General features: G+C 69.4%; 9 protein-coding genes. 5 read left to right on the plus strand and 4 right to left on the minus strand.

What is annotated here, in order from left to right:
• Positions 1 to 113: 113 nt before the first annotated feature.
• The 4 genes from U1H99_RS12735 to U1H99_RS12750 all read left to right on the plus strand — a co-directional run bounded on the left by U1H99_RS12735 (position 114) and on the right by U1H99_RS12750 (position 5,095).
• Positions 114 to 1,205 carry an NAD/NADP octopine/nopaline dehydrogenase family protein gene (locus U1H99_RS12735; RefSeq protein WP_323142124.1) on the plus strand — a complete coding sequence of 364 codons (1,092 nt, stop codon included), beginning with the start codon at positions 114 to 116 and terminating at the stop codon, positions 1,203 to 1,205.
• 3 nt (positions 1,206 to 1,208) lie between these two features.
• The gene (locus U1H99_RS12740; RefSeq protein ID WP_323142125.1) at positions 1,209 to 2,525 is read left to right on the plus strand and encodes a phenylacetate--CoA ligase family protein; all 1,317 of its coding nucleotides are present in this window, start codon (positions 1,209 to 1,211) and stop codon (positions 2,523 to 2,525) included.
• A gap of 66 nt (positions 2,526 to 2,591) precedes the next feature.
• Positions 2,592 to 4,181 (plus strand): trypsin-like peptidase domain-containing protein, encoded by a 1,590-nt coding sequence (locus U1H99_RS12745; RefSeq protein WP_323142126.1) that lies wholly within the window; start codon positions 2,592 to 2,594, stop codon positions 4,179 to 4,181.
• A gap of 2 nt (positions 4,182 to 4,183) precedes the next feature.
• Positions 4,184 to 5,095: a hypothetical protein gene (locus tag U1H99_RS12750; RefSeq protein ID WP_323142127.1), complete on the plus strand. Its 912-nt coding sequence runs from the start codon at positions 4,184 to 4,186 to the stop codon at positions 5,093 to 5,095.
• Between the two features lie 234 nt (positions 5,096 to 5,329).
• On the opposite strand, the gene U1H99_RS12755 is transcribed toward U1H99_RS12750, so the two are convergent.
• The gene (locus U1H99_RS12755; RefSeq protein ID WP_323142664.1) at positions 5,330 to 6,937 is read right to left on the minus strand and encodes a serine hydrolase; all 1,608 of its coding nucleotides are present in this window, start codon (positions 6,935 to 6,937) and stop codon (positions 5,330 to 5,332) included.
• A 174-nt stretch (positions 6,938 to 7,111) separates the two neighbouring features.
• Between U1H99_RS12755 and U1H99_RS12760 the strand changes: the two genes are divergently transcribed.
• The gene (locus U1H99_RS12760; RefSeq protein ID WP_323142128.1) at positions 7,112 to 7,687 is read left to right on the plus strand and encodes a TMEM165/GDT1 family protein; all 576 of its coding nucleotides are present in this window, start codon (positions 7,112 to 7,114) and stop codon (positions 7,685 to 7,687) included.
• A 122-nt stretch (positions 7,688 to 7,809) separates the two neighbouring features.
• Here U1H99_RS12760 and U1H99_RS12765 read toward each other — a convergent pair whose 3' ends face one another.
• The 3 genes from U1H99_RS12765 to U1H99_RS12775 all read right to left on the minus strand — a co-directional run bounded on the left by U1H99_RS12765 (position 7,810) and on the right by U1H99_RS12775 (position 19,197).
• Positions 7,810 to 9,483: a CehA/McbA family metallohydrolase gene (locus tag U1H99_RS12765; protein ID WP_323142129.1), complete on the minus strand. Its 1,674-nt coding sequence runs from the start codon at positions 9,481 to 9,483 to the stop codon at positions 7,810 to 7,812.
• Positions 9,484 to 9,589: 106 nt separating this feature from the next.
• Positions 9,590 to 10,477: an outer envelope protein gene (locus tag U1H99_RS12770; RefSeq protein ID WP_375341616.1), complete on the minus strand. Its 888-nt coding sequence runs from the start codon at positions 10,475 to 10,477 to the stop codon at positions 9,590 to 9,592.
• Entirely contained in the window at positions 10,477 to 19,197 is an 8,721-nt protein-coding gene (locus tag U1H99_RS12775; protein WP_323142131.1) for a GH36-type glycosyl hydrolase domain-containing protein, read from the minus strand. The genes U1H99_RS12770 and U1H99_RS12775 overlap by 1 nt, the downstream gene beginning before the upstream one ends.
• Positions 19,198 to 19,259: the final 62 nt, after the last annotated feature.

Genomic DNA, 19,259 nt, shown 5'->3' on the forward strand with positions numbered 1-19,259 from the left:
CTGTCAAATAGTTCCCTCTCACCCACCCAGCATATCTGAGCCAACGCAACCTCACCTCTCCTACCACTGGCATCGTCAAGCTTCGTCATCCGCTCATCTGACGGAGCTCAAACATGAATGTGCTAATGGTTGGGGCCGGTAACGCCGGCTGCGCGCTTGGCGCTTTGCTCGCACTCGACGGCCACCACGTCGCGCTGCTCAAGACCTCGCACGCCCTGCACGACGACAATTTCGACACGGTACGCGAAACGGGGACCATCACCGTCGTCAGCCATCCCGACGGCGGCGTCACGCGCCAGGCGCGGCTGGCACTGGCCACGCGCGACGTCGCCGAAGCCTTTTCCAGCGCCCCGGACGCCGTGATCGTCACCACCCAGACCCAGTTCCACCCACAGATGGCGGCGCTGCTCGGCCCCCGGCTCGACGCGCGCCCGCTGGTACTGCTGGCACCGGGGAACATGGGCTCGTGCTACTTCCTGCCGTGGCAGGAACGCGCCGGCTTCCTGCTGGCCGAGGGCGAGAGCCTGCCCTACGATGCGCGCCTGGCTGCGCCGGGCGTGGTCGACGTCCTGTTCCGCAACGTGCGCAACGCGCTCGCCTTCGTGCCGCGCGCGCGTGCCGGCGAAGGGCTGGAGCGCGCCGCGCGCCTGTTCCCGACCTATGTGGCGACGCGCGGCAACGTGGTCGAGTCTGCGCTGCACAACCCGAACCTGATCGTGCACACGATCGGCACCCTGCTCTCGGCCAGCCGCATCGAATACGCGCAGGGCGAATTCTGGATGTACCGCGAAGCCTTCACGCCCTCGGTGCTGCGCCTGCTGGCGCGGCTCGATGCCGAGAAAAACGCGGTGATCGAAGCCAGCGGCGGCACGCCCTCGCCCTACTTCGACGAATGCCGCTTCCGCAACGAGGACGACCTGACGCGCCCAGGCCTGGGGGTATTCCGCCGTTATGCGCGCGAAGGCGGACCGAAGGGCCCGAACCGCCTCGACACCCGCTTCCTCACCGAGGACGTGCCGATGGGACTGGCGCTGATGGCGTCGATCGGACGCCTGATGGCCGTGCCGACGCCGGTGGCCGACGCCCTGATCGTGATCGCCGGCGGCCTGCTCGGGCGCGACTTCGTGCGCGAGGGGCGGACCCTGGCCAGCCTCGGGCTCGGCCACCTGTCGGCGGACGCCTTCCGCCGGCTCGTCAACGGCTAGCCGATGGCGGCGCAAGGCTGGCTGGCGGCGCGCGTGGGCGCCGGCTATTACGCGTGGCGCCGCTTCCTGCCCGCGCGCATCCTGTACCACCCCGATTTCTTCCGGGTGCGGGCACTGCTGGCCCAGGATGACATCCGGGTCGCACAGGAAGCGCGGCGGCGCCTGCGCCGGGTGCTGGTGCACGCGCTCGAGCACGTGCCCTGGTACCGGCGCAACGTCCGGCTCGGCCCTGCGGAGGCGGCGCACGAGCCGCTGGAACAGGTGCTGGCCTGCTTTCCCTATCTGAGCAAGGACGAGGTGATGGCGCAGCAGCGCGACTTCCTCGATTGCCGCGCCGACACCGATAAACTGCTGTACGCGACCAGCGGCGGCTCGTCCGGCCAGGGCATCGGCATGTGGCGCAGCAAGCGCCTGGCCGACATCGAAAAAGCCTTTTTTACCCATGAATGGGGCAGGTTCGGCTTTTCCTTCGACAAGGCGCGCATCCTGCGCATCGGCGCCGACGCACGCCGCCTGGCGCACGAAGCGCCCACGCGCGTGGCCGGCAACCGGCTGATGCTGTCGCCCTACCACCTCGACGCCGCGCACCGCGCCGCGATCCTGGGCGCCATCGCGCGCTTCCGCCCGGCCTACGTGCACGCCTACCCGAGTTCGGCCGCGGCGCTGGCCGAGCTGCTGCGGCCCGGCGACCTGGCATTGCCGGTGCGGGCCGTGCTGCTGGCCTCGGAACCGGCCACCCCGGCCCAGCTGGCGGCGATCCGGCGGCTGTTCCGCTGCCCGGTGTCGCTCAACTACGGCCTGTCGGAGCGCACCAACCTGGCGTTCGCCGGCTACGACGACGAAGGCCTGGGCAATTACCGCTTCCAGCCGCTGTACGGCTGGTCCGAGAACCGCATCGACGAGGACCGCTGCGAGATCGTCGGCACCTCGCTGTGGAACGACCTGATGCCGCTGATCCGCTACCGCACCGGCGACTACGGCCGCATCGGCGCCGGCGGACGCTGCGCCGCGATCGATGGCCGCGGCCAGGACTTCCTGGTCGACCGCAGCGGCCGCCGCATCCCGGGCCTGGCCATCGTCATCGACGAAGTGACCTGGAACTTCGTGCGCCTGTACCAGGTGCGCCAGCGCCGCCCCGGCGCGATCACGCTGGCGGTGGTGGCGCGCCACGGCGTCCTCAGCGCCGAGCAGCGTGCCTTCGTGCTGGACGCCCAGCAGCGCCGCTGGGGCGGCTTCTTCGACATCGCGCTGCAGGAAGAGCGCGACATCCCGCTGGCGCCGAACGGCAAACGCAAGCTGGTGGTCAGCGCGCTGGCGTGACAATTCGCGTATTTTCCGCATGGACAGCGCGTGTATGCTGCTACATCCGGAAACCATCATCGCGCCATGAAGACCGTCCGCATCGCCTCAGTTGCCCTCACCTTTGCCCTTCCCTTGGCCCTCGCCAGCGCCGGCTTCGCCGCCCACGCCCAGGAGGCCTCACCCACGCCCGGCACACCGGCCGCGCCCAGCAAGGCCACCGCCCCGCCCACGGTCCCCGCCGCCTCGCCCGCCGTCGAGAATTCGGTCGTCAAGATCTTCTCCAGCCTGCGCCGCCCCGATCCCTACAAACCGTGGACCAAGGCCACGCCGCAGGAGGTCACCGGCTCCGGCGTCGTCATCGAGGGCAAGCGCATCCTCACCAATGCCCACGTGGTCGGCTACGCCAGCCAGGTGCAGGTGCAGGCCAGCCAGGACGGCGACAAGATCGGCGCCACCGTGGTCGCGATCGCGCCGGGCATGGACCTGGCGGTGCTGAAGCTCGACGACGAATCCTTCTTCGACAAGCACAAGCCGGTGCCGCGCGCCAGCGTGCTGCCGGACGTGCGCGAAGCCGTGATGGCCTACGGCTATCCGCTGGGCGGCAATTCGCTATCGATCACCAAGGGCATCGTCTCGCGCGTCGAATTCGTGCCCTACTTCGGCGGCAACGCCGGCCTGCGCGTACAGATCGACGCGCCGATCAACCCCGGCAACAGCGGCGGCCCGGTGATCGCCGGCGACAAGATGATCGGCCTGGCCTACATGGTGGCGACGAACGCCCAGAACATCGGCTACGTGATCCCGAACGAGGAAGTCGAACTGTTCCTGCGCGACGTCGCCGACGGCCGCTACGACGGCAAGCCGCAGCTGGTCGACGACGTCCAGACGCTGGAAAACCCGGTGCTGCGCCAGTACCTGAAACTGGATAAAGCGGTCGAAGGCGCGCTGGTGCACCGCCCGGCGCGCAGCGACGCGGCGTATCCGCTCAAGGAATGGGACATCATCACCCGGGTCGGCGACTACCCGGTCGACAACCAGGGCATGGTCAAGCTGGGCCCGAACCTGCGAGTGCGCTTCCAGTACCGCGTGCAGCAGGTGGCGCGCGACGGCAAGGTGCCTTTGACCATCGTCCGCGACGGCAAGACGCTGCAGGTGCAGGTCCCGGTCGGCAACCGCCGCAGCATGCTGATCCCGAGCCTGGACGGCAGCTACCCCTCGTATTTCGTGTACGGTCCGATCGTGTTCTCGCGCGCCACCAACGAGTTCCTGGGGGCGCTCAATGCCAACGCCGCGACCATGAATGCGATGAGCTACCTCGGCAGCCCGCTGGTGACGCGCCGCGGCGACGAACCCGACGCCCAGCACGAGGAACTGGTGGTGATCAGCTCGCCGTTCTTCCCGCACAAGCTGGTGGCCGGCTACTCGAACCGCTTCGGCGCGGTGGTGGAATCGGTCAACGGCGTACCGGTGCGCAGCCTGCGCCACCTGGTGTCGCTGCTGCGCGACCAGAAGGACGAGCTGATCGTGCTGCGCTTCGCCCAGCGCGCCGGCGAAACCATGGTCCTGCCGCGCAAGGCGATGCTGGAGGCGACCGAGGGCGTCCTGTCGGACAACGGCATCCGCTCCCAGGGTTCGCCCGACATGATGGACGTCTGGAACGGCAAGAAGCTGTGACGATGCGCGCCGCGATCCTCCCTGCCGCGGCCGTGCTGGCCGTGACTGTGTGCTGGCCGGCGGCGCAGGCGGCCGAACCCGACATGGGCCGGCTGATGGCCCAGGCCTTTCCCGGCTGGGACGACAGCGCGGCCGGCCACGTCCGGACCGTGACAGTACCGCACTTCCCCGGCGTGACCGACGTCCGCGGCGCCAGCTGGGAGACCGGCGCCCAGCGCGTGCTGGCCACGCCCGAACTGGTGCTGCGCACCGACGCCACTCACCTGACCCTGGTTGCCGGCCTGGTGCCGGCTGGCGCGGACGGCAAGCCCGCGGCCGCGCACCTGGTACCGCGGGCGCTGGCCGCCTACCAGTTCGCACGCGGCGGCGGCGGATGGACGCTGGCGGCCAGCCAGGGCATCTTTGCACTGCGCGGCTTCTTCGGCGAGGCCAGCCTGCGCCGGGTCGCGCTGTCGGGGCAGCGCCAGGGCGTGGCCGTCGAATACGGCAGCTGCTGGGGCGGTTATTGCGGCACCTGGCTGGCGCTGTACGAACTGCAGGGCCCCACGGTACAGGGCACGCCGGTGGTCGAGATGGCGCTGTCGGGCACCAACGTCAACGCCGCGCTCGACTGCGCACGGCGCCTGCAGCCGCTGGTCAAGGCGCCGCCACAGGATAGCGGGCTGCACGACAGTGAGCTACATGACAGCGCCACCGCGCCCGGCAATCACGACTGTTATGCGATCGACGGCAGCTGGCAAGTCGACCCGGCACGCGCGCAGCCGGGCGACCTGGTGGTACGCTACCATGGCGCGATCAGCCGCGCCGAGGCGCATGCGGCGCCGCCGGCGGCGATCGACCAGCGTCAGGTGCTGCGGTATCAGGGTGGGCGCTATCGGGCGGTGGCGGGGTTCAATCCGGTGCCGCCGATTTGAAGTTGGCGTTTAACGCCAACGCGTGGCAAAGTTCATTATTTAAGTTAGCCCATGAACGTCATTCCCGCGAAGGCGGGAATCCATGCTGACTAACAGAATTCGGTACATCGGAACCAGCCCAGTATTTCAGAAATACTGACTTCGATAGCTCAGCATGGCGGTAAATAGCCCACTGGGCTATTTACCGCCTGCGCGGGGACGACGGTTAGTGGCCGCGTTGACGTCCCCCGGACGTCAACGCTTTACCGGCGTGAAATTGAGATCCTGGAAGTCGTAGCTGAAGTCGGTTTCCGTTGAAATCGGCTGCATCTTCATGCGCTCGATGCTCCCGTCCGGATTCAGCGCAAACGTCACATACGCATCCGCATTGAAGTTGCGCTCCTTCCAGCGCACGATAAAGGTGTCGTGCTGGAAGTGCTGGAGTTCCCCGGTCAGGTCGGGCGTGCGTGCAAACGACAGGATCTGCTTGCCGCCGGCATGCTTGATGGTGGCGATGCCGTACCACGGGTCCTGGTAATCGCCATCGTAGGCGGTGCGTGCCAGCGACGGCTGCGATTTGGCGGCGCGCGCGGCCTTGGTGGTGGCCAGGCGTGCCTGTTCCTTGGCGTGGTTCTCGTTCTCGACCGCGGCCACGGCGCCGATCCAGTCGGGCGCGTTCGGCGTCCCGAGGTAATGGTCGACCAGCTGGTACTGCAGCGCGTTGATCGAACCGCCGCTTTCGGCGTTGGTGAGAATCGCGATGCCCAGCTTCGCTTCCGGCACCAGCACCACTTTCGAATAGAAGCCCTGCAGCGCGCCGCTGTGCAGCGCCATCAGCTTGCCCTGCCAGTCGCGCAGCTGGAAGCCGAGGCCGTAGGCGGCAAAATGCGCCTTGGTCCCGGCCAGCTTCGGATTCGGGGTGCTGATGCGCATCGGCGTCTGCGCGGTCCACATTTCCTGCGCCTGCTTGGCGCTGAACAGGCGCGTCTCGGTGCCGTTCGCGTCCTTGCCCAGGCTGCCGCCCGCGAGCAGGACGTTCATCCAGCGCGCGATGTCTTCGGCATTGGTGTTGATGCCGACCGCGCCGACCGCGTTCGGCACCGGCATCGACTTGACGGCGGCGATCTTGCCGTCGATCTTGCTGTGCGCGTTGGCGACGTTCGGATTCCCGGCATTCTCCGTCAGGCTGGTCGTCGTCGTCGTCATGCCCACCGGGCCCAGGATACGCTCGTGGATGGTCTCGCCCCAGGTCTTGCCGGACTTCGCCGCGATGATCTTGCCGGCCACGATGTACAGCAGGTTGTCGTAGGCGTAGCTGCTGCGGAAGCTGGTGCTCGGTGCGATGAAGCGCAGCTTGTGGATGATCTCGTCGGTCGAAAAGTTGGTGGTCGGCCACCACAGCAGGTCGCCGGCGCCGAGACCGAGGCCGCTGCGGTGGGTCAGCAGGTCGCGCACCGTCATCTCATGGGTGACGTAGGCGTCGTACATCTGGAAATCCGGCAGGTGCTTGGTGACCGGATCGTCCCAGGCCAGCTTGCCCTCGTCGACCAGCATCGCCAGCGCGGCCGCCGTAAAGGCCTTCGAATTCGAGGCGACTTCGAACAGGGTTTTCGCATCGACCTTCTCCGGCGCGCCGAGCTTGCGCACGCCGAAGCCCTGCGCGGCGACGACCTTGCCATCCTTGACCACGGCGATCGCGATGCCCGGCACGTCGAACAGCTTCATGGCACGGGTGACGTCGGCGTCCAGGTTGTAGGCCGCTGCGGTAGCAGTGGTCGTCGGGGCGGCGGGGACGGTGGCTGGCGCCTGGGCCAGGGCGGCGCCGGAAAAGGCGATCAAGACGGCTGCTGCGATGCGATTCATGGATTGCACGTTCGGTTTCCTGTATTGACTTGCTGGCGCGGCGCCAGCCATGGGCGCGAGCAGGATAGCATTTTTCGCCGGGGCGACGAAGGGCGCGGCGCCGCCATCGGCACGCCGCCATCGTGTGCGCACTCTGCTCTCTGCTATGATCGGCCCTTTGCCCAGGCCCCCTGCATGGACGCCTTTCTCGTTTCAACCGGCATCGTCGCCCTCGCCGAAATCGGCGACAAGACCCAGCTGCTCGCCTTTTTGCTGGCTGCCCGCTTCCGCCGTCCGCTGCCGATCGTGCTCGGCATTTTCGTCGCCACCATCGCCAACCACGCGTTTGCCGCCGCGGTGGGCGCACTGGCCGGCAAGCTGCTCGGCCCGGACGTGATGCGCTGGGTGCTCGGCATCGGCTTCATCGCGATGGCAGCCTGGATCATGGTGCCCGACGATATCGACGGCGACGAGGCGCCGCGTGCCAGGTTCGGCGTTTTTCTGACCACGGTGCTGGCCTTCTTCATGGCCGAGATGGGCGACAAGACCCAGGTAGCGACGGTGGCGCTGGCGGCGCGCTATGCGTCGACGGTGTGGGTCGTGGCCGGGACCACGCTGGGCATGATGCTGGCGAATGTGCCCGCGGTGTATTTTGGGGATCGCATCTCGGGCAAGGCGCCCTTGCAGCTGGTGCACGGGATTGCGGCGCTGATCTTTGTGGTGCTGGGGGTGGCGACCTTGCTGGGTGCGGGCAGGAACCTCGGGTTCTGATCAGCCGATACGCCAAGCTACGTCGCCCCTGCGAAGGTAGGGGGCCAAGTTGCACGCGCTGCCGAAACGCTACGAAATTGGGGCCCTGCCTTCGCAGGGGCGACGTGCATAAGCAGCGGACATCAAGGCTTGGTCGCCGGCGCCACCTGATTCACCCAAACCGGCGCCGACCACAAAATATTCCCATCGTCCTGCGTCAGCTTCACATAATAGAAGTGCTGCCCCGGCGCCGGCACGATGCTCACCTCGGCCGCCGCCGCCACCTGCGTCACCGTGCCGTTCCGTCCCGGCACGCCTTCCATCACCGCCACCGACGCCACCCGCCTGCCGGCATCGCTGGCGTAATGCGCCTTCAGGACCAGCGGGCCGCTGTTGTCGAAGCGCTCGCCCATCAGGCGGCCGTTCGCCGTGAAGACCAGCTGCGCGTGCTTGTCCATGGTGGCGAACACGCGGCGCGCGCGCAGGGCCTCGACGAAGCTGTCGCGCGTCAGCGGCACGCCGTTCGGCACCAGCACGGCGGTGCGGTTGGTATAGGACGCGCCCCAGTTGGCGCAGTGGTTGTCCTGGTTGCTGCTGAAGGCCACATGGTAGCCGGCTTCCAGCGCCTTGTTGCAGGCCTGCTCGAAGTTGCTGCGGCGCGTCTCCTGCTCCTTGTCGTTGGTCGAGAAGGCCGAGGTGTTCAGCACTTCGCACAGCGCCATCGCGGCGTCGCCGTCGGGCGTGTAGCCGAGCGCCACGCCGTTCACCACGAACTGGCCGCCGTTGGCCGGGTGGTTGAACTGGCCGATCCAGCCGCGCGCCTTCATCAGCGTGTACAGCGCGCCGTAGTCGCTGCGCGCGGTCACGGTGTCGGCCAGCAGGTCGCCGCGCCCATTCTTTTCCCAGCCCAGCAATTCGTCGCTGTTGAAGATGTTCAGGTGGCCGCCCTTGCTGATCACGCCCCACTCCATGCCGTACAGCGCCAGGAAGCCGGGATGCGCGGCATTGAAGCCACGCGCCGCCTGCAGCCCGGATTGGTACAGGGCCTTGGCGGCGGCCGGATCGGCGCCGCTGTCGGTGCCGTCGGAACCGTCGTACATGTGGTTGTGCTCCGAGACCATCAGCAGGTCCAGCCCACGGTCGCGCGCATACGGGTAGGCGGCGTCGGGACCGTAGGGTGCGGTCTGCGGCTCTTGCGCGCCCTTGCAGTTGTCGAGCGGCGCGCCGCCGTCGCTGTGGCTGGTCTGGCTGTGCAGGTTGCCGTAGTAGACCGTGTACGGCAGGCTGGCGGGTGCCGGCGCGGCGCCCATGCCGGGGTGCGCGGTCGGCAGCGGTGCAAAGGCCGGCATCAGTGGCGCCGGCAGCGGGCCGACGGCGATCTCCCAGCTTTGCTCGACCGTTTCATCCGCAACCGCGCGCATGCGCACGCGGTAGATGCCGGGCGCCGCCGTGCGTCCGTTCAAGCGGCCCTGCCAGCGCACGGTCACGTCGCGCGGCTGGCCGGCGAGCTGCACGCTGCCCTGCCAGCGCTGTACCGTGCGGCCGCCGGGCGCCACCAGTTCCAGCTGCCAGCGCGCACCCAGTCCTTGGCGCAGGCCGGGATAGTCGAAAGAGAGCGTGAAGCTGCGCGCGTCCGGCTGGCCGCGCTTGGTGCCGTCGCCGCGATAAGGCGCGTTCAGCGTCGCCTCGAATTCGCTGTGCTCGTGCTGCGCGGCGGCGATGACGGCCGGTGCGGCCTTGGCAGCCGGCAGCTTGACGGGGTTGAACAAGCTGGCGGCGGCCAGCACCAGGAAGGAAAGTTGGGATGTGGTTTTCATGATGCAATTTTTGCAATTGCATCAATTCCTGCCTTGATATGCGGATCACCCCAATATCAGTTAATCAATATCTCTTTGACAAATATTGACTCGTTTGCAATAGCACTCAGAAATGGTATTCGGCACGTACCATCGGCGTGCTGGCCCGCTGGCTACGGTTGCCGGTGGTGGCCGCCGTGTTGCCGAATTTGTTGTTCCAGAACTGGTATTCGACGCCGACGCGGAAGCGGTTCTTCGGCTGGCCAAAGCGGCTGCCAAGGTCGTACATCAGCTGCATGTCGAGGTTGGTCTCGGCGCCGGTCGGGTTGCCGACTTCGTCGCGGCCCTTGGCGCCGATGTAGTTCAGGTAGCCTTCGAAGCCCCAGCCCTGGGCCCAGTCGCCGAGCAGGTTCGCCGGCAGCGGAATGCCCCAGCTGGCCGAAAACATGGCATGGGTGTCGTAGGTATAGCGGCCGTTGACCTGCGAAATCGGCGGGAAGGCGCCGCTCGGCGCATTGCTCTCGCGGAGCAGCAGCAGGCCGGTGCTGAGGAAGCCGGGCACGTCCCACATCAGGGTCGGGCCGGCCACCAGCATGCGCTTGCGCGAGTTGTAGCCGACGTCGTTCTTGGTGTTCCAGTCGAAGCCGAGCACCAGGCCCAGGCCCTTGACCTTGCCGTACTGGATCGGCGCGCCGCGCAAGGCGCCGATGTCGAGCGTGTGGCGGTAAACCACATAGGCTTCCTGTGCGCCTTCGTCCTGGGTCAAGGAAGCGGGGTCGTTCTTGTCGGACTGCAGCAGGTCGAGGTTGAAGTAGTTGGAACCGTACTTGTAGCCGCTGGCGTGGGTCAGCGCAAAGATGTTCTTCTTGATGTCGGACGGGTTGAACGGTTCGCGGTAGCGGGTGCCGTAGCGCCAGCTGATCGCGGTATCGCTCCAGTCGGCGGCAATGGCAGGCACGGATGCCGACATCGCCAGCAGGATCAGGGCGGCGGCATTCGTTGTTGTGAGTCTCATCATTTTTCGCAGGTCGTGTCATGGGCGGGGCCGGCCGCGACCGGGTCGACGGCGCCGCAGGCGACCGTCAGTTCCACCTTGTGCGGCTTGCCGTCGTCCACCAGCGCGATCGACGCATCGTCTTGCGGCACACCGTCCACGATCAGCGCAGCAACGGTGCCTTTGCGCACCTCGATCGTGTATGTACTGCCGCGGTAACGGTAGTGTAGCCGGAAGCCGTCCCAACCGGTAGGCAGGTGTGGCGTGAGCGCCAAGCGTTCGCCGCTTCGCGCCACGCCAAGCAACGATTCGACTATCAGGCGCAGCATCCAGCCGGCCGAACCGGTGGTCCAGCTCCAGCCGCCCCGTCCCAGGTGCTGCGGCGCCGCGCTGACGTCGGCCGCCATCACGTACGGTTCGGCCATGTAGCGCGCGCAGGCTTGCGGATCGCGCGCGTGATTGACCGGATTGATCATGCGCAGCAGTTCCCAGGCGCGCTCGCTGTCGCCCAGGCCGGCAAACGCCATCGCGGCCCAGATCGCGGCATGGGTGTACTGGCCGCCGTTCTCGCGCAGGCCGGGGGCATAGCCGCCGATATAGCCGGGATCGGGGCCGGCGCCGTCGAAGGGCGGATCGAGCAACTGGACCAGCCCGGCGTCGCGCTGCACCAGGTGGGCGTCGACCGCGTCCATCGCCGCGCGTGCGCGGGCCGGATCGGCGGCGCCGGACAGCACGCCCCAGCTCTGCGCGATCGAATCGATGCGGCATTCCTGGCTGTCGCGCGCGCCGAGCGGGGTGCCGTCGTCGAACCAGGCGCGCCGGTACCATTCGCCGTCCCAGGCGTGTTCCTCGATATTCAGCGACAGCACCTGGGCCGCGCTGCGGCAGGTGGTGGCAAAGCCGTAGTCGGCCTGGCCCTCGGCCAGCGCGGCGAAGCGCTGCAGCACCTCATACAAGAAGAAGCCGAGCCAGACGCTCTCGCCCTGCCCCTGCGCGCCGACGCGGTCCATGCCGTCGTTCCAGTCGCCGCTGCCGATCAGCGGCAAGCCATGGCCGCCGAACACCAGCGCGCGCCGGATCGCGCGCGCGCAGTGCTCGTACAGGCTGCCCTGCTGGCTGGAGTGCTCCGGCAAGTCGTACGAGGCGGCTTCCTCTAGCCGCAGTTCCCGTCCCTCGATGAAGGGCACGACCTGGTCCAGCAGCGCCGTATCGCCGGTGACTTCCACGTAGCGGCACACGGCCAGCGGCAGCCACAGGTAATCGTCCGAGCTGCGCGTGCGCACGCCGCGGCCGAGGGGCGGATGCCACCAGTGCTGGACGTCGCCGTCGACGAACTGGTGGCCGGCGAACAGCAGCAGGTGGTCGCGCAGCAGCTCGGGACGCGCGTGCACGGTCGCCATCGCATCCTGCAGCTGGTCGCGGAAGCCATAGGCACCGCTCGACTGGTGGTAGCCGGTGCGCGCCCACAGGCGGCAGGCGATGGTCTGGTACAGCAGCCAGCCGTTGGCGAGCGCGTCCAGCGCCGGTTCCGGCGTCTCGATGCGGACCGCGCCGAGCGTCTCGTCCCACCAGTCGCGCATGCGGGCGAAGCTGTCGTGGGCGTTGCTTGCGCCGGCATGGCGCTGCACCATGCCGGCCGCGTCCAGGTTGCGGCGGCCACCGACGCCCAGCATGAACACCAGCTCCTCTTCCTCGCCCGGCGCCAGTTCGATCACCGTCTGCAGCGCGGCGCAGGGATCGAGCGCGGCGCCGCTGCGCCCCGAGAGGCCGGCACGTGCCAACGCCGCCGGACTGGTCAGGCTGCGGTTGCGCCCGATGAATTCGAGGCGGTCACAGGTGTACGAAACCTGTTCGGCATCCAGGTGGAAGAAGGCGACCCGGCCCGAGAAGTCGGTGTTGTAGGCGTTGCGGGCGAACAGCGCGCCGCTGGCCGGATCATGCTCGGTGACGACGTGCAGGGCCGACGTTTCGCGCAGGTCGCCCAGCACCCATTCGACGTAGCCGGTGACCGACAGGCGCCGCCGCGACTGTCCCTCGTTGCGCAGCCTGACGACTACGTACTTGAGCGGCGCATCCAGCGCCACATGGGTCTGCAGTTCGCTGCGGATGTCATGCGCCGCGTGCTCGAACACGCTGTAGCCGAAGCCGTGGCGCGTCAGGTAATCGGCGCCGGACGGCGCCGGCAAGGCGGTCGGCGACCAGAACACGCCGCTCTCTTCGTCGCGTATATAAAAGGCTTCGCCGCCGGGGTCGGATACCGGGTCGTTGTGCCATGGCGTGAGGCGGAATTCGTGGGCGTTCTGGTTCCAGCTGTAGACTTGCCCGCTTTCCGAGACCACGCTGCCGAACATCGGGCTGGCCAGCACGTTGGACCAGGGCGCCGGCGTCGGCCGGCCGGGGCCGGTGCGGATGACATATTCGCGGCCGTCGGCGCTGAAGCCGCCGATGCCGTTGTCGAGCTGCAGCGGGGGCAGCGGCAGCGGCGCCTGCGGCTGCGGCTGCGGCGTCTGCAGCGTCGCCTGATTATTCAACTGCGGCGGCAGGTTCGACTTCTGCAGGCCGCCACGGCGCAGCTGGTCGGCCAGGCTGCCGCGCTCGTCCGACAGCACCACGCGCGCCACCGACTGCATCAGGATCCGGTCCTCGTTCGGGATCTGCTCGAGCGCGCGCACGAACACGCCGCCCGGACGGTCGAGCGATTGCGCGTCGAGCCCGGCGGCGATCAGGTTCATGATCTGGTCGCGCAAGCCCTGGCGGTAGCCGCCGGCGCCGCCGCTATCGCCATCGCCGCACCAGATCACCAGGTCCACCGTCAGGCCCTTCAGGCGCCACCAGGCATGCGCCTGCACCAGCTGGCGCGCCAGCTCGATATTCGACGCGTCGCGCACCTGCAGCAGCACGATCGGCCAGTCGCCCGACACCGCATACGCCCACAGGCCCGACTGGCCGCGGCCGTTGCGCGCGATCAGGGCCGGGTCGGCGCGCAGCGCGGCCTGTGGATACAACACGGCGCCGGCCAGGCAGCCGTACAGCTGGGCGTCCGGCTCGCTCGCGTTCAGCTGGCGCAGCACCGCCTGGCCATGGGTCCAGGCCAGCTCGAACACGCGGTCGGCCAGCGGGTTGCCGGCTTCGTGGGCCTGGTATTTGTCGACCAGCTGGATGGCCTGCTCGCGCGTGGCGGCCACGCCCAGCACCACGTCCACCGTGATTTCCTGGCCGGGCGCCAGGGTCAGCACGCGCCGGATCGCGACCGCCGGGTCGAGCACCGTGCCCGCGTGCGCGCCGAGCGGATCGCTGCCGGCCAGTGCGGCCGGCAGCGCATTGCGCCGGCCGCGGCCGATGAAGGCGGCGCGGCTGGTCTCGAAGCTTGCCGCGTCATCCGCATCCGCGGCGGCACCGTGCACCGCCATCAGGTTCAGCAGGATCGGCGGCCGCTCGTCCGGCGTCTGCGGCCGGCGCGTGCACAGGATGGCACCGCGTTCGGGCAGGATCTCGGTCTGCACGAACATCCGGGAAAACACCGGGTGGGCCGCGTCGAGGGCGGCAGGCGCCAGCACCACTTCGGCATAGCCGGTCAGCTCGATGCGGCGCACGCGGCCCGACTTGTTGGTGATACGGATGCGGCGCAGCTCGGTGTCGTCCTCGGGCGAGACCACGATCTCGGTGTGCAGATCGATGCCGTGGTCGCTGCGGCGGAATTCGGCGCGGCCTTCCGAGAACACGGCTTCGTAGCGCTCCGGCGTGGCTTGCACCGGCTGGCGCGTGGTCGACCAGACGGCGCCGCTGTCGAGGTCGCGCACGTAGCAGAAATGGCCGCTGTCGTCGGCGCTCGGATCTTCGCGCCAGCGCGTCACGGCCAGGCCATTCCAGTGGCTGTAGCCGGTGCCGGCGGCGCTCACCATCACGTGGTAGCGGCCGTTCGACAGCAGCTGCACTTCGGGAGGGCCGGCATCGGCATCGGTCACGCTGCGCGCTGCCGCGTTCGCCGTGGCGGCGGCCTGGGCCGGCTGGCGCAACGCAGGATGATCGGCGCCCGACGGCGCGGCGGCGCCGGACCTGGGCACGCGCTCCTGCAGCAGCGGCAGCGTGGCGCGCAGCTGCGGGTCGCTCTCGAAGCGACGCTGCATCGGCCGCCCGTGCAGCAGGTGGGACAGCGCCAGCAAGCCCATGCCCTGGTGCTGCACCATGAAGGCACGCACCACGGCGCTGGCCTGGCCGGGCGGCAAGCGCGCCGGCGTGTAGTCGACCGCTTCGTAAAACCCGTAGCGGCCGCTGAAACCGAGCGCCGCCATGCGCTGCAGGTTGGCGCAGGCCAGCGCCGGTTCGACCATCAGCGCCAGCATGCCGGCATGCGGCGCGACCACCAGGTCCTCATCCAGGCCGCGGCGCGCGCCGGTGCCGGGCACGCCGAAGGCGCGGTACTGGTAGTGCATGGCCGCATCCACGGTGTTGTAGCCGGACGCGGACATGCCCCAGGGGATGCCGCGGCGGCCCGCATACGCGGCCTGGGCGCGCACGATGCCGCGGTAGGTCTGGCCGAGCAGCGTGCCGCGCTGGGCGGGCATCAGCAGCAGCGGCATCAGGTATTCGGCCATGGTGCCGTTCCAGGACAGCAGCACCTGCTCGCCTTCCACCAGGCATAGCTGGCGCCCCATGGCGTACCAGTGGTCCTGCGGCAGCTGGTCCTGGGCGATGCCGACGAAGCTTGCCAGCCGCGCTTCCGACGCCAACAGATCGTAGCTGGCGCCGTCGAGGCGGCGCTCGCTGACGTTGTAGCCGATCGCCAGCAGGCCGGTGTCGCGGCGGTACAGGAAACCGAAGTCCATGGCGGCGAACTCGCGCGCCAGGCGCGCCAGCAGGCGCAGCTCGTCCAGGCGCGCACGCGCGTGGGCGGCGCCCTGTTCCACCATCGCGGCGAGCGTATCGTCGGCCGGCATGCGCACGCCGCCCTCGGCCAGTTCGCGCAGGGTCGGGATGCGGGTCAGGCTCGAATCCAGCACGTAGGCCTGGGCCGCGCGCATCCAGGGCGTCGTCGACAGCAGGTCGGCGTGGAAGGCGTGGCATTGCGCGGCCAGCTTGCCGCTCCAGCTGCGCAGCTCGGCGCCGGCATCGTCGGCGCCGGCATCGTCGGCGACGGCATCGTCGGCGACGGCCTGTTCGACGGCCGCGGCAGCGCGCGCCAGCGCCGCCAGGCAATCGAGCAGGCCGGGCAGCGTGTCGAGGTTGCGGCGGCGTTGCGGGCCGAGCTGGAGGCGCATGGCGGCGATCGCGTCCCGGAGCGGCGCCGGGGCGGCTTCGGCCAGCTCCTCGACGATGGCAAGGGTGTCGCCGATGCCGTCCAGCGCGCGGCTGGATGCGGCCGGGCGATCGGCCAGCTGCTCCAGTCCCGCCGCCAGGGTCAGCAGGTGGCCGGCCAGGTTGCCGCTGTCGGCCGTCGACACCACCATCGGTAACAGCGGCGCCAGGCTGCGGGTGTCGTACCACTGGTAGAAGTGACCGCGGTGGCGCTCCATGCGGCCCATGGTCTGCAGGGTCGCGCGGGTACGCGCCAGCAGGTCGGCGGTGGCGGCGTAGCCGAAATCCCAGGCGCTCAGGTTGGCCAGCAGCGCCAGCCCGAGGTTGGTGGGCGAGGTACGGTGCGACACCCACGGCGCCGGATGCTCCTGCATGCTGTCGGGCGGAAGCCAGTTGTCCTCGGGGCCGACGTGGTCTTCGAAGAAGGCCCAGGTGCGGCGCGCCAGCGTGTGCAGGAAGCGGCGCTGGCCGGCGTCGATGGCGGGCGCGGGCCGCTCCACGGGCAGGCTGATCCACCAGGCGACGACCGGCGACAGGAACCACAGCAGGAGCAGCGGCGCCGCCGCGAACAGCGCCAGCGGATTGGCAAACGACAGCAGCAGCGCGGTGCCGATCGCGAACGCCGGCGCGAACGTCATGTTGTGCCAGTTGCTTTCCAGGTCGGTGCTCGAACGCGCCAGGCTGGACGCCTTCCACTCCAGCAGGCGGCGCCGGCTCACGCCCAGGCGCCAGGCGCTACGCGCGATCGCGTCGAGGCTGTACCAGGCTTCGTGGGGCAGGAAGCTCACGTCGAGGGCGGCACGCACGACGCCGACGCGCGTGTCCTGCGCCCAGTTCAGCAGGTGCTGGCGCAGCGTGACGTCGTGCGCCTTGCCGGCCAGGCGGATCAGGGCCTGGAAGAACACCGGCAGGAAGAAGATCGCGAGCACCGCGGCGCTCCAGAACGCCGGCCCGTCCAGCTGCGCCCAGCACAGCAGCAGGAGCGCGCTCAGCACCGGCGCCACCAGGCTGCGGCGCAGGTTGTCGAACAGCTTCCAGCGCGACAGCGGCGACAGCGGATTCGGTACCCGGCGGCCGCCAGGGGCCGGTACGCGTGCGCCGAGCCAGCCGGCCAGCTGCCAGTCGCCGCGGATCCAGCGGTGGCGGCGGCCGACGTCGTCGCTGTAGCGCGCCGGGCAGGCTTCGTGGAGCTGGACGTCGCCCAGCAGGCCGGAGCGGACGTGACAGCCTTCCAGCAGGTCGTGCGACAGCACCCGGTCGTCCGGGAAACGGCCCTGGAGCGTGCGCTCGAACACCTCCAGGTCGTAGATGCCCTTGCCGATGAAGGAACCTTCGCCGAAGAGGTTCTGGTAGACGTCGTGCTCGGCACGCGTGTACGGATCGATGCCGGGCTCGCCGCCGCACAGGCGCTGGTAGCGCGACGCATTCTCCGGCGCCAGCGCAGCGCTCACGCGCGGTTGCAGCAGGCCGTAGCCTTCGGCCACGCGGCTGCCTTCTTCATTCAGCACCGGCGCATTCAGCGGGTGCGCCATCGCGGCCACGAGTGCGCGCGCGCTGTCGCGCGGCAGCCGGGTGTCGGCGTCGAGCACGATCACGTAGCGCGTTTCGGCCAGGCCGTCGGTACTGCCTTCGACCACGCTGAACGGCGTCCGCGCGCCGCTGCGCAGGAAGGCGTTCAGGTCGGCCAGCTTGCCGCGCTTGCGCTCGCGCCCGATCCAGGCGCCCTCGCCCTCGTTCCAGTCGCGCCGGCGGTGCAGGAACAGGAAGGCGTCACCGTCGCGGTCGTGTGCGTACTTGCCGTTCAAGGCAGCGATGGCGGCGCGCGCCTGCTCGACCAGTTCGGCGTCACCCGGCATGTCCTGCAGCGGCGCGTCGAGCAGGTCGGTCACTAGGCAGAAGCGCAGGTGCGGGTCGCGGTTGGCCAGGTAGCGCACCTCGAGGTCGTCGCACAGCGTGGCCACGTTGTCGCCGCTGTACAGCAGCGCGGGCACCGCCACCACGGCCTGGGCATCGGCCGGGATGCCGGCGCTGAAATCCATGCGCGGCAGCGGTTTCGGACGCACCAGGCGCGCCGCCAGCAGGTTGACCAGGGAAAGCGCCAGCTGGCTGGCGCCGAACGCCGCCAGCACGGCGAGCGCGAACAGCAGCGCGTCGCCGGCGCCGCCAGCCTGCGCGTGGATCACGGCGGCGGCGGTGAACAATGCCGTCAGGATGGCGGCCGCGCCCAGATAAAAAGGCAGCGGCAGGCGGCGCAGCATGCGGCGCACCGCGCGGTGCGCGGCCGTGCCCAGCTTCAGGCGCCGTTCCAGGCGCGCCAGGCCGCTACCGGCCAGGTAGAAGCCGACGTGGTGCGCGCGCCCGCCTTGCGCGCTTTCGCCCGCCAGGGCCAACGCCTCGCCGACGACTTCGATCTCGCTGCGCCGGCTGGCGCGTGCCAGGCGCTCGATGGTGTGGCGGTAGTGGTCGCGCGTGGCGAAATCCATCTTGCCGTAGACGCCGGCCGGATCCTGGCGCAGCGCCTGTTCGACCGCGCTCAGGGTCTCGACGAACTCGCGCCAGTCCATGCTGCCGAGCAGGCGCAGGCTGCCGATGCTGTTGGCCACCGAGACCTGGTCGGCGGACTGGCGCGCGATATCGGTCTGCACCGACTGCTCGATGGTGCGCTGGTCGTCGGCCAGGCGGGTCGCGACCCATTGCAGGGCCTGGGTCAGCGGGCCGCTGCGGCCCTGCAGGCGGCGCGTCAGCTCGGCCACGAAGCTGGCGCCCATCGCCGGCACCTCGCGCGCCATGTCGGCCACCAGCAATATCAGGTCGCCCGGGCGCTGCTCGGCCTGGCCGGCCAGGCGGTCGGCCCAGCGGTTGGCCAGCGCGCGCTGCCTGCAGGTGTGGGCCTGGCGCGCGGCGATGCGGCGCACGTTTTCGAGCAGCGCCAGGCGCAGCATGATCGGGACCGCCCACAGTTCGCCCAGCGCCAGCGGCGCGCCTTCCTGATAGGCGGCGACGAAGCGCGCCAGGCTTTCCGGCTCGAGCCGGCCATCGCCATGCGCGACGGCTTCCAGCGCCAGCCGGTAGACGCGCGGGTGGCTGCCCGCCTCGTCCTCCCCCGGCGCCAGGGCCAAGCAGGGCAAGGCCCGGCTGTAATGACGCGGCAGGTGGCTGTGCGCCAGGCGCACCTGCTCCTCGATCATGTAGCGGTGGTCGAGCAGCCACTCGGCGGCCGGCGCCAGGCGCACACCATCGCGCGCCGCCAGCGTCAGGGCGCTGCAGGCCTCGAGGATGACGGCGGCATTGTCGGCCAGGCGGTCGAGCAGGCGCGCGCTGCCCGGCTGCGTGCCCAGCTGGTGCTCGGCCGCCAGCCTACGCCCGTGCACCGCCATCTGGGCGGCGGAGAACAGTTCGGCACGCAGCGGCGCGGCATCGTCTGGGCGGTGGCGTTCGTCTTTCAAAAGGACCTCGATGTTGGCGTGCGCAGCCGATTGCTGGCAAGCGGGATCGAGGGCGCACGGCT

The sequence above is a fragment of the Massilia phyllosphaerae genome (assembly GCF_034659755.1).
Lineage (GTDB): Bacteria > Pseudomonadota > Gammaproteobacteria > Burkholderiales > Burkholderiaceae_D > Telluria > Telluria phyllosphaerae.

Excerpts from the sequence above, each read along its gene's own strand:
- U1H99_RS12770 (WP_375341616.1), bottom strand. The coding sequence starts at position 10,477 with ATGAGACTCACAACAACGAATGCCGCCGCCCTGATCCTGCTGGCGATG.
- U1H99_RS12755 (WP_323142664.1), bottom strand. The coding sequence starts at position 6,937 with ATGAATCGCATCGCAGCAGCCGTCTTGATCGCCTTTTCCGGCGCCGCC.
- U1H99_RS12740 (WP_323142125.1), top strand. The coding sequence starts at position 1,209 with ATGGCGGCGCAAGGCTGGCTGGCGGCGCGCGTGGGCGCCGGCTATTAC.
- U1H99_RS12735 (WP_323142124.1), top strand. The coding sequence starts at position 114 with ATGAATGTGCTAATGGTTGGGGCCGGTAACGCCGGCTGCGCGCTTGGC.
- U1H99_RS12745 (WP_323142126.1), top strand. The coding sequence starts at position 2,592 with ATGAAGACCGTCCGCATCGCCTCAGTTGCCCTCACCTTTGCCCTTCCC.
- U1H99_RS12750 (WP_323142127.1), top strand. The coding sequence starts at position 4,184 with ATGCGCGCCGCGATCCTCCCTGCCGCGGCCGTGCTGGCCGTGACTGTG.
- U1H99_RS12765 (WP_323142129.1), bottom strand. The coding sequence starts at position 9,483 with ATGAAAACCACATCCCAACTTTCCTTCCTGGTGCTGGCCGCCGCCAGC.
- U1H99_RS12760 (WP_323142128.1), top strand. The coding sequence starts at position 7,112 with ATGGACGCCTTTCTCGTTTCAACCGGCATCGTCGCCCTCGCCGAAATC.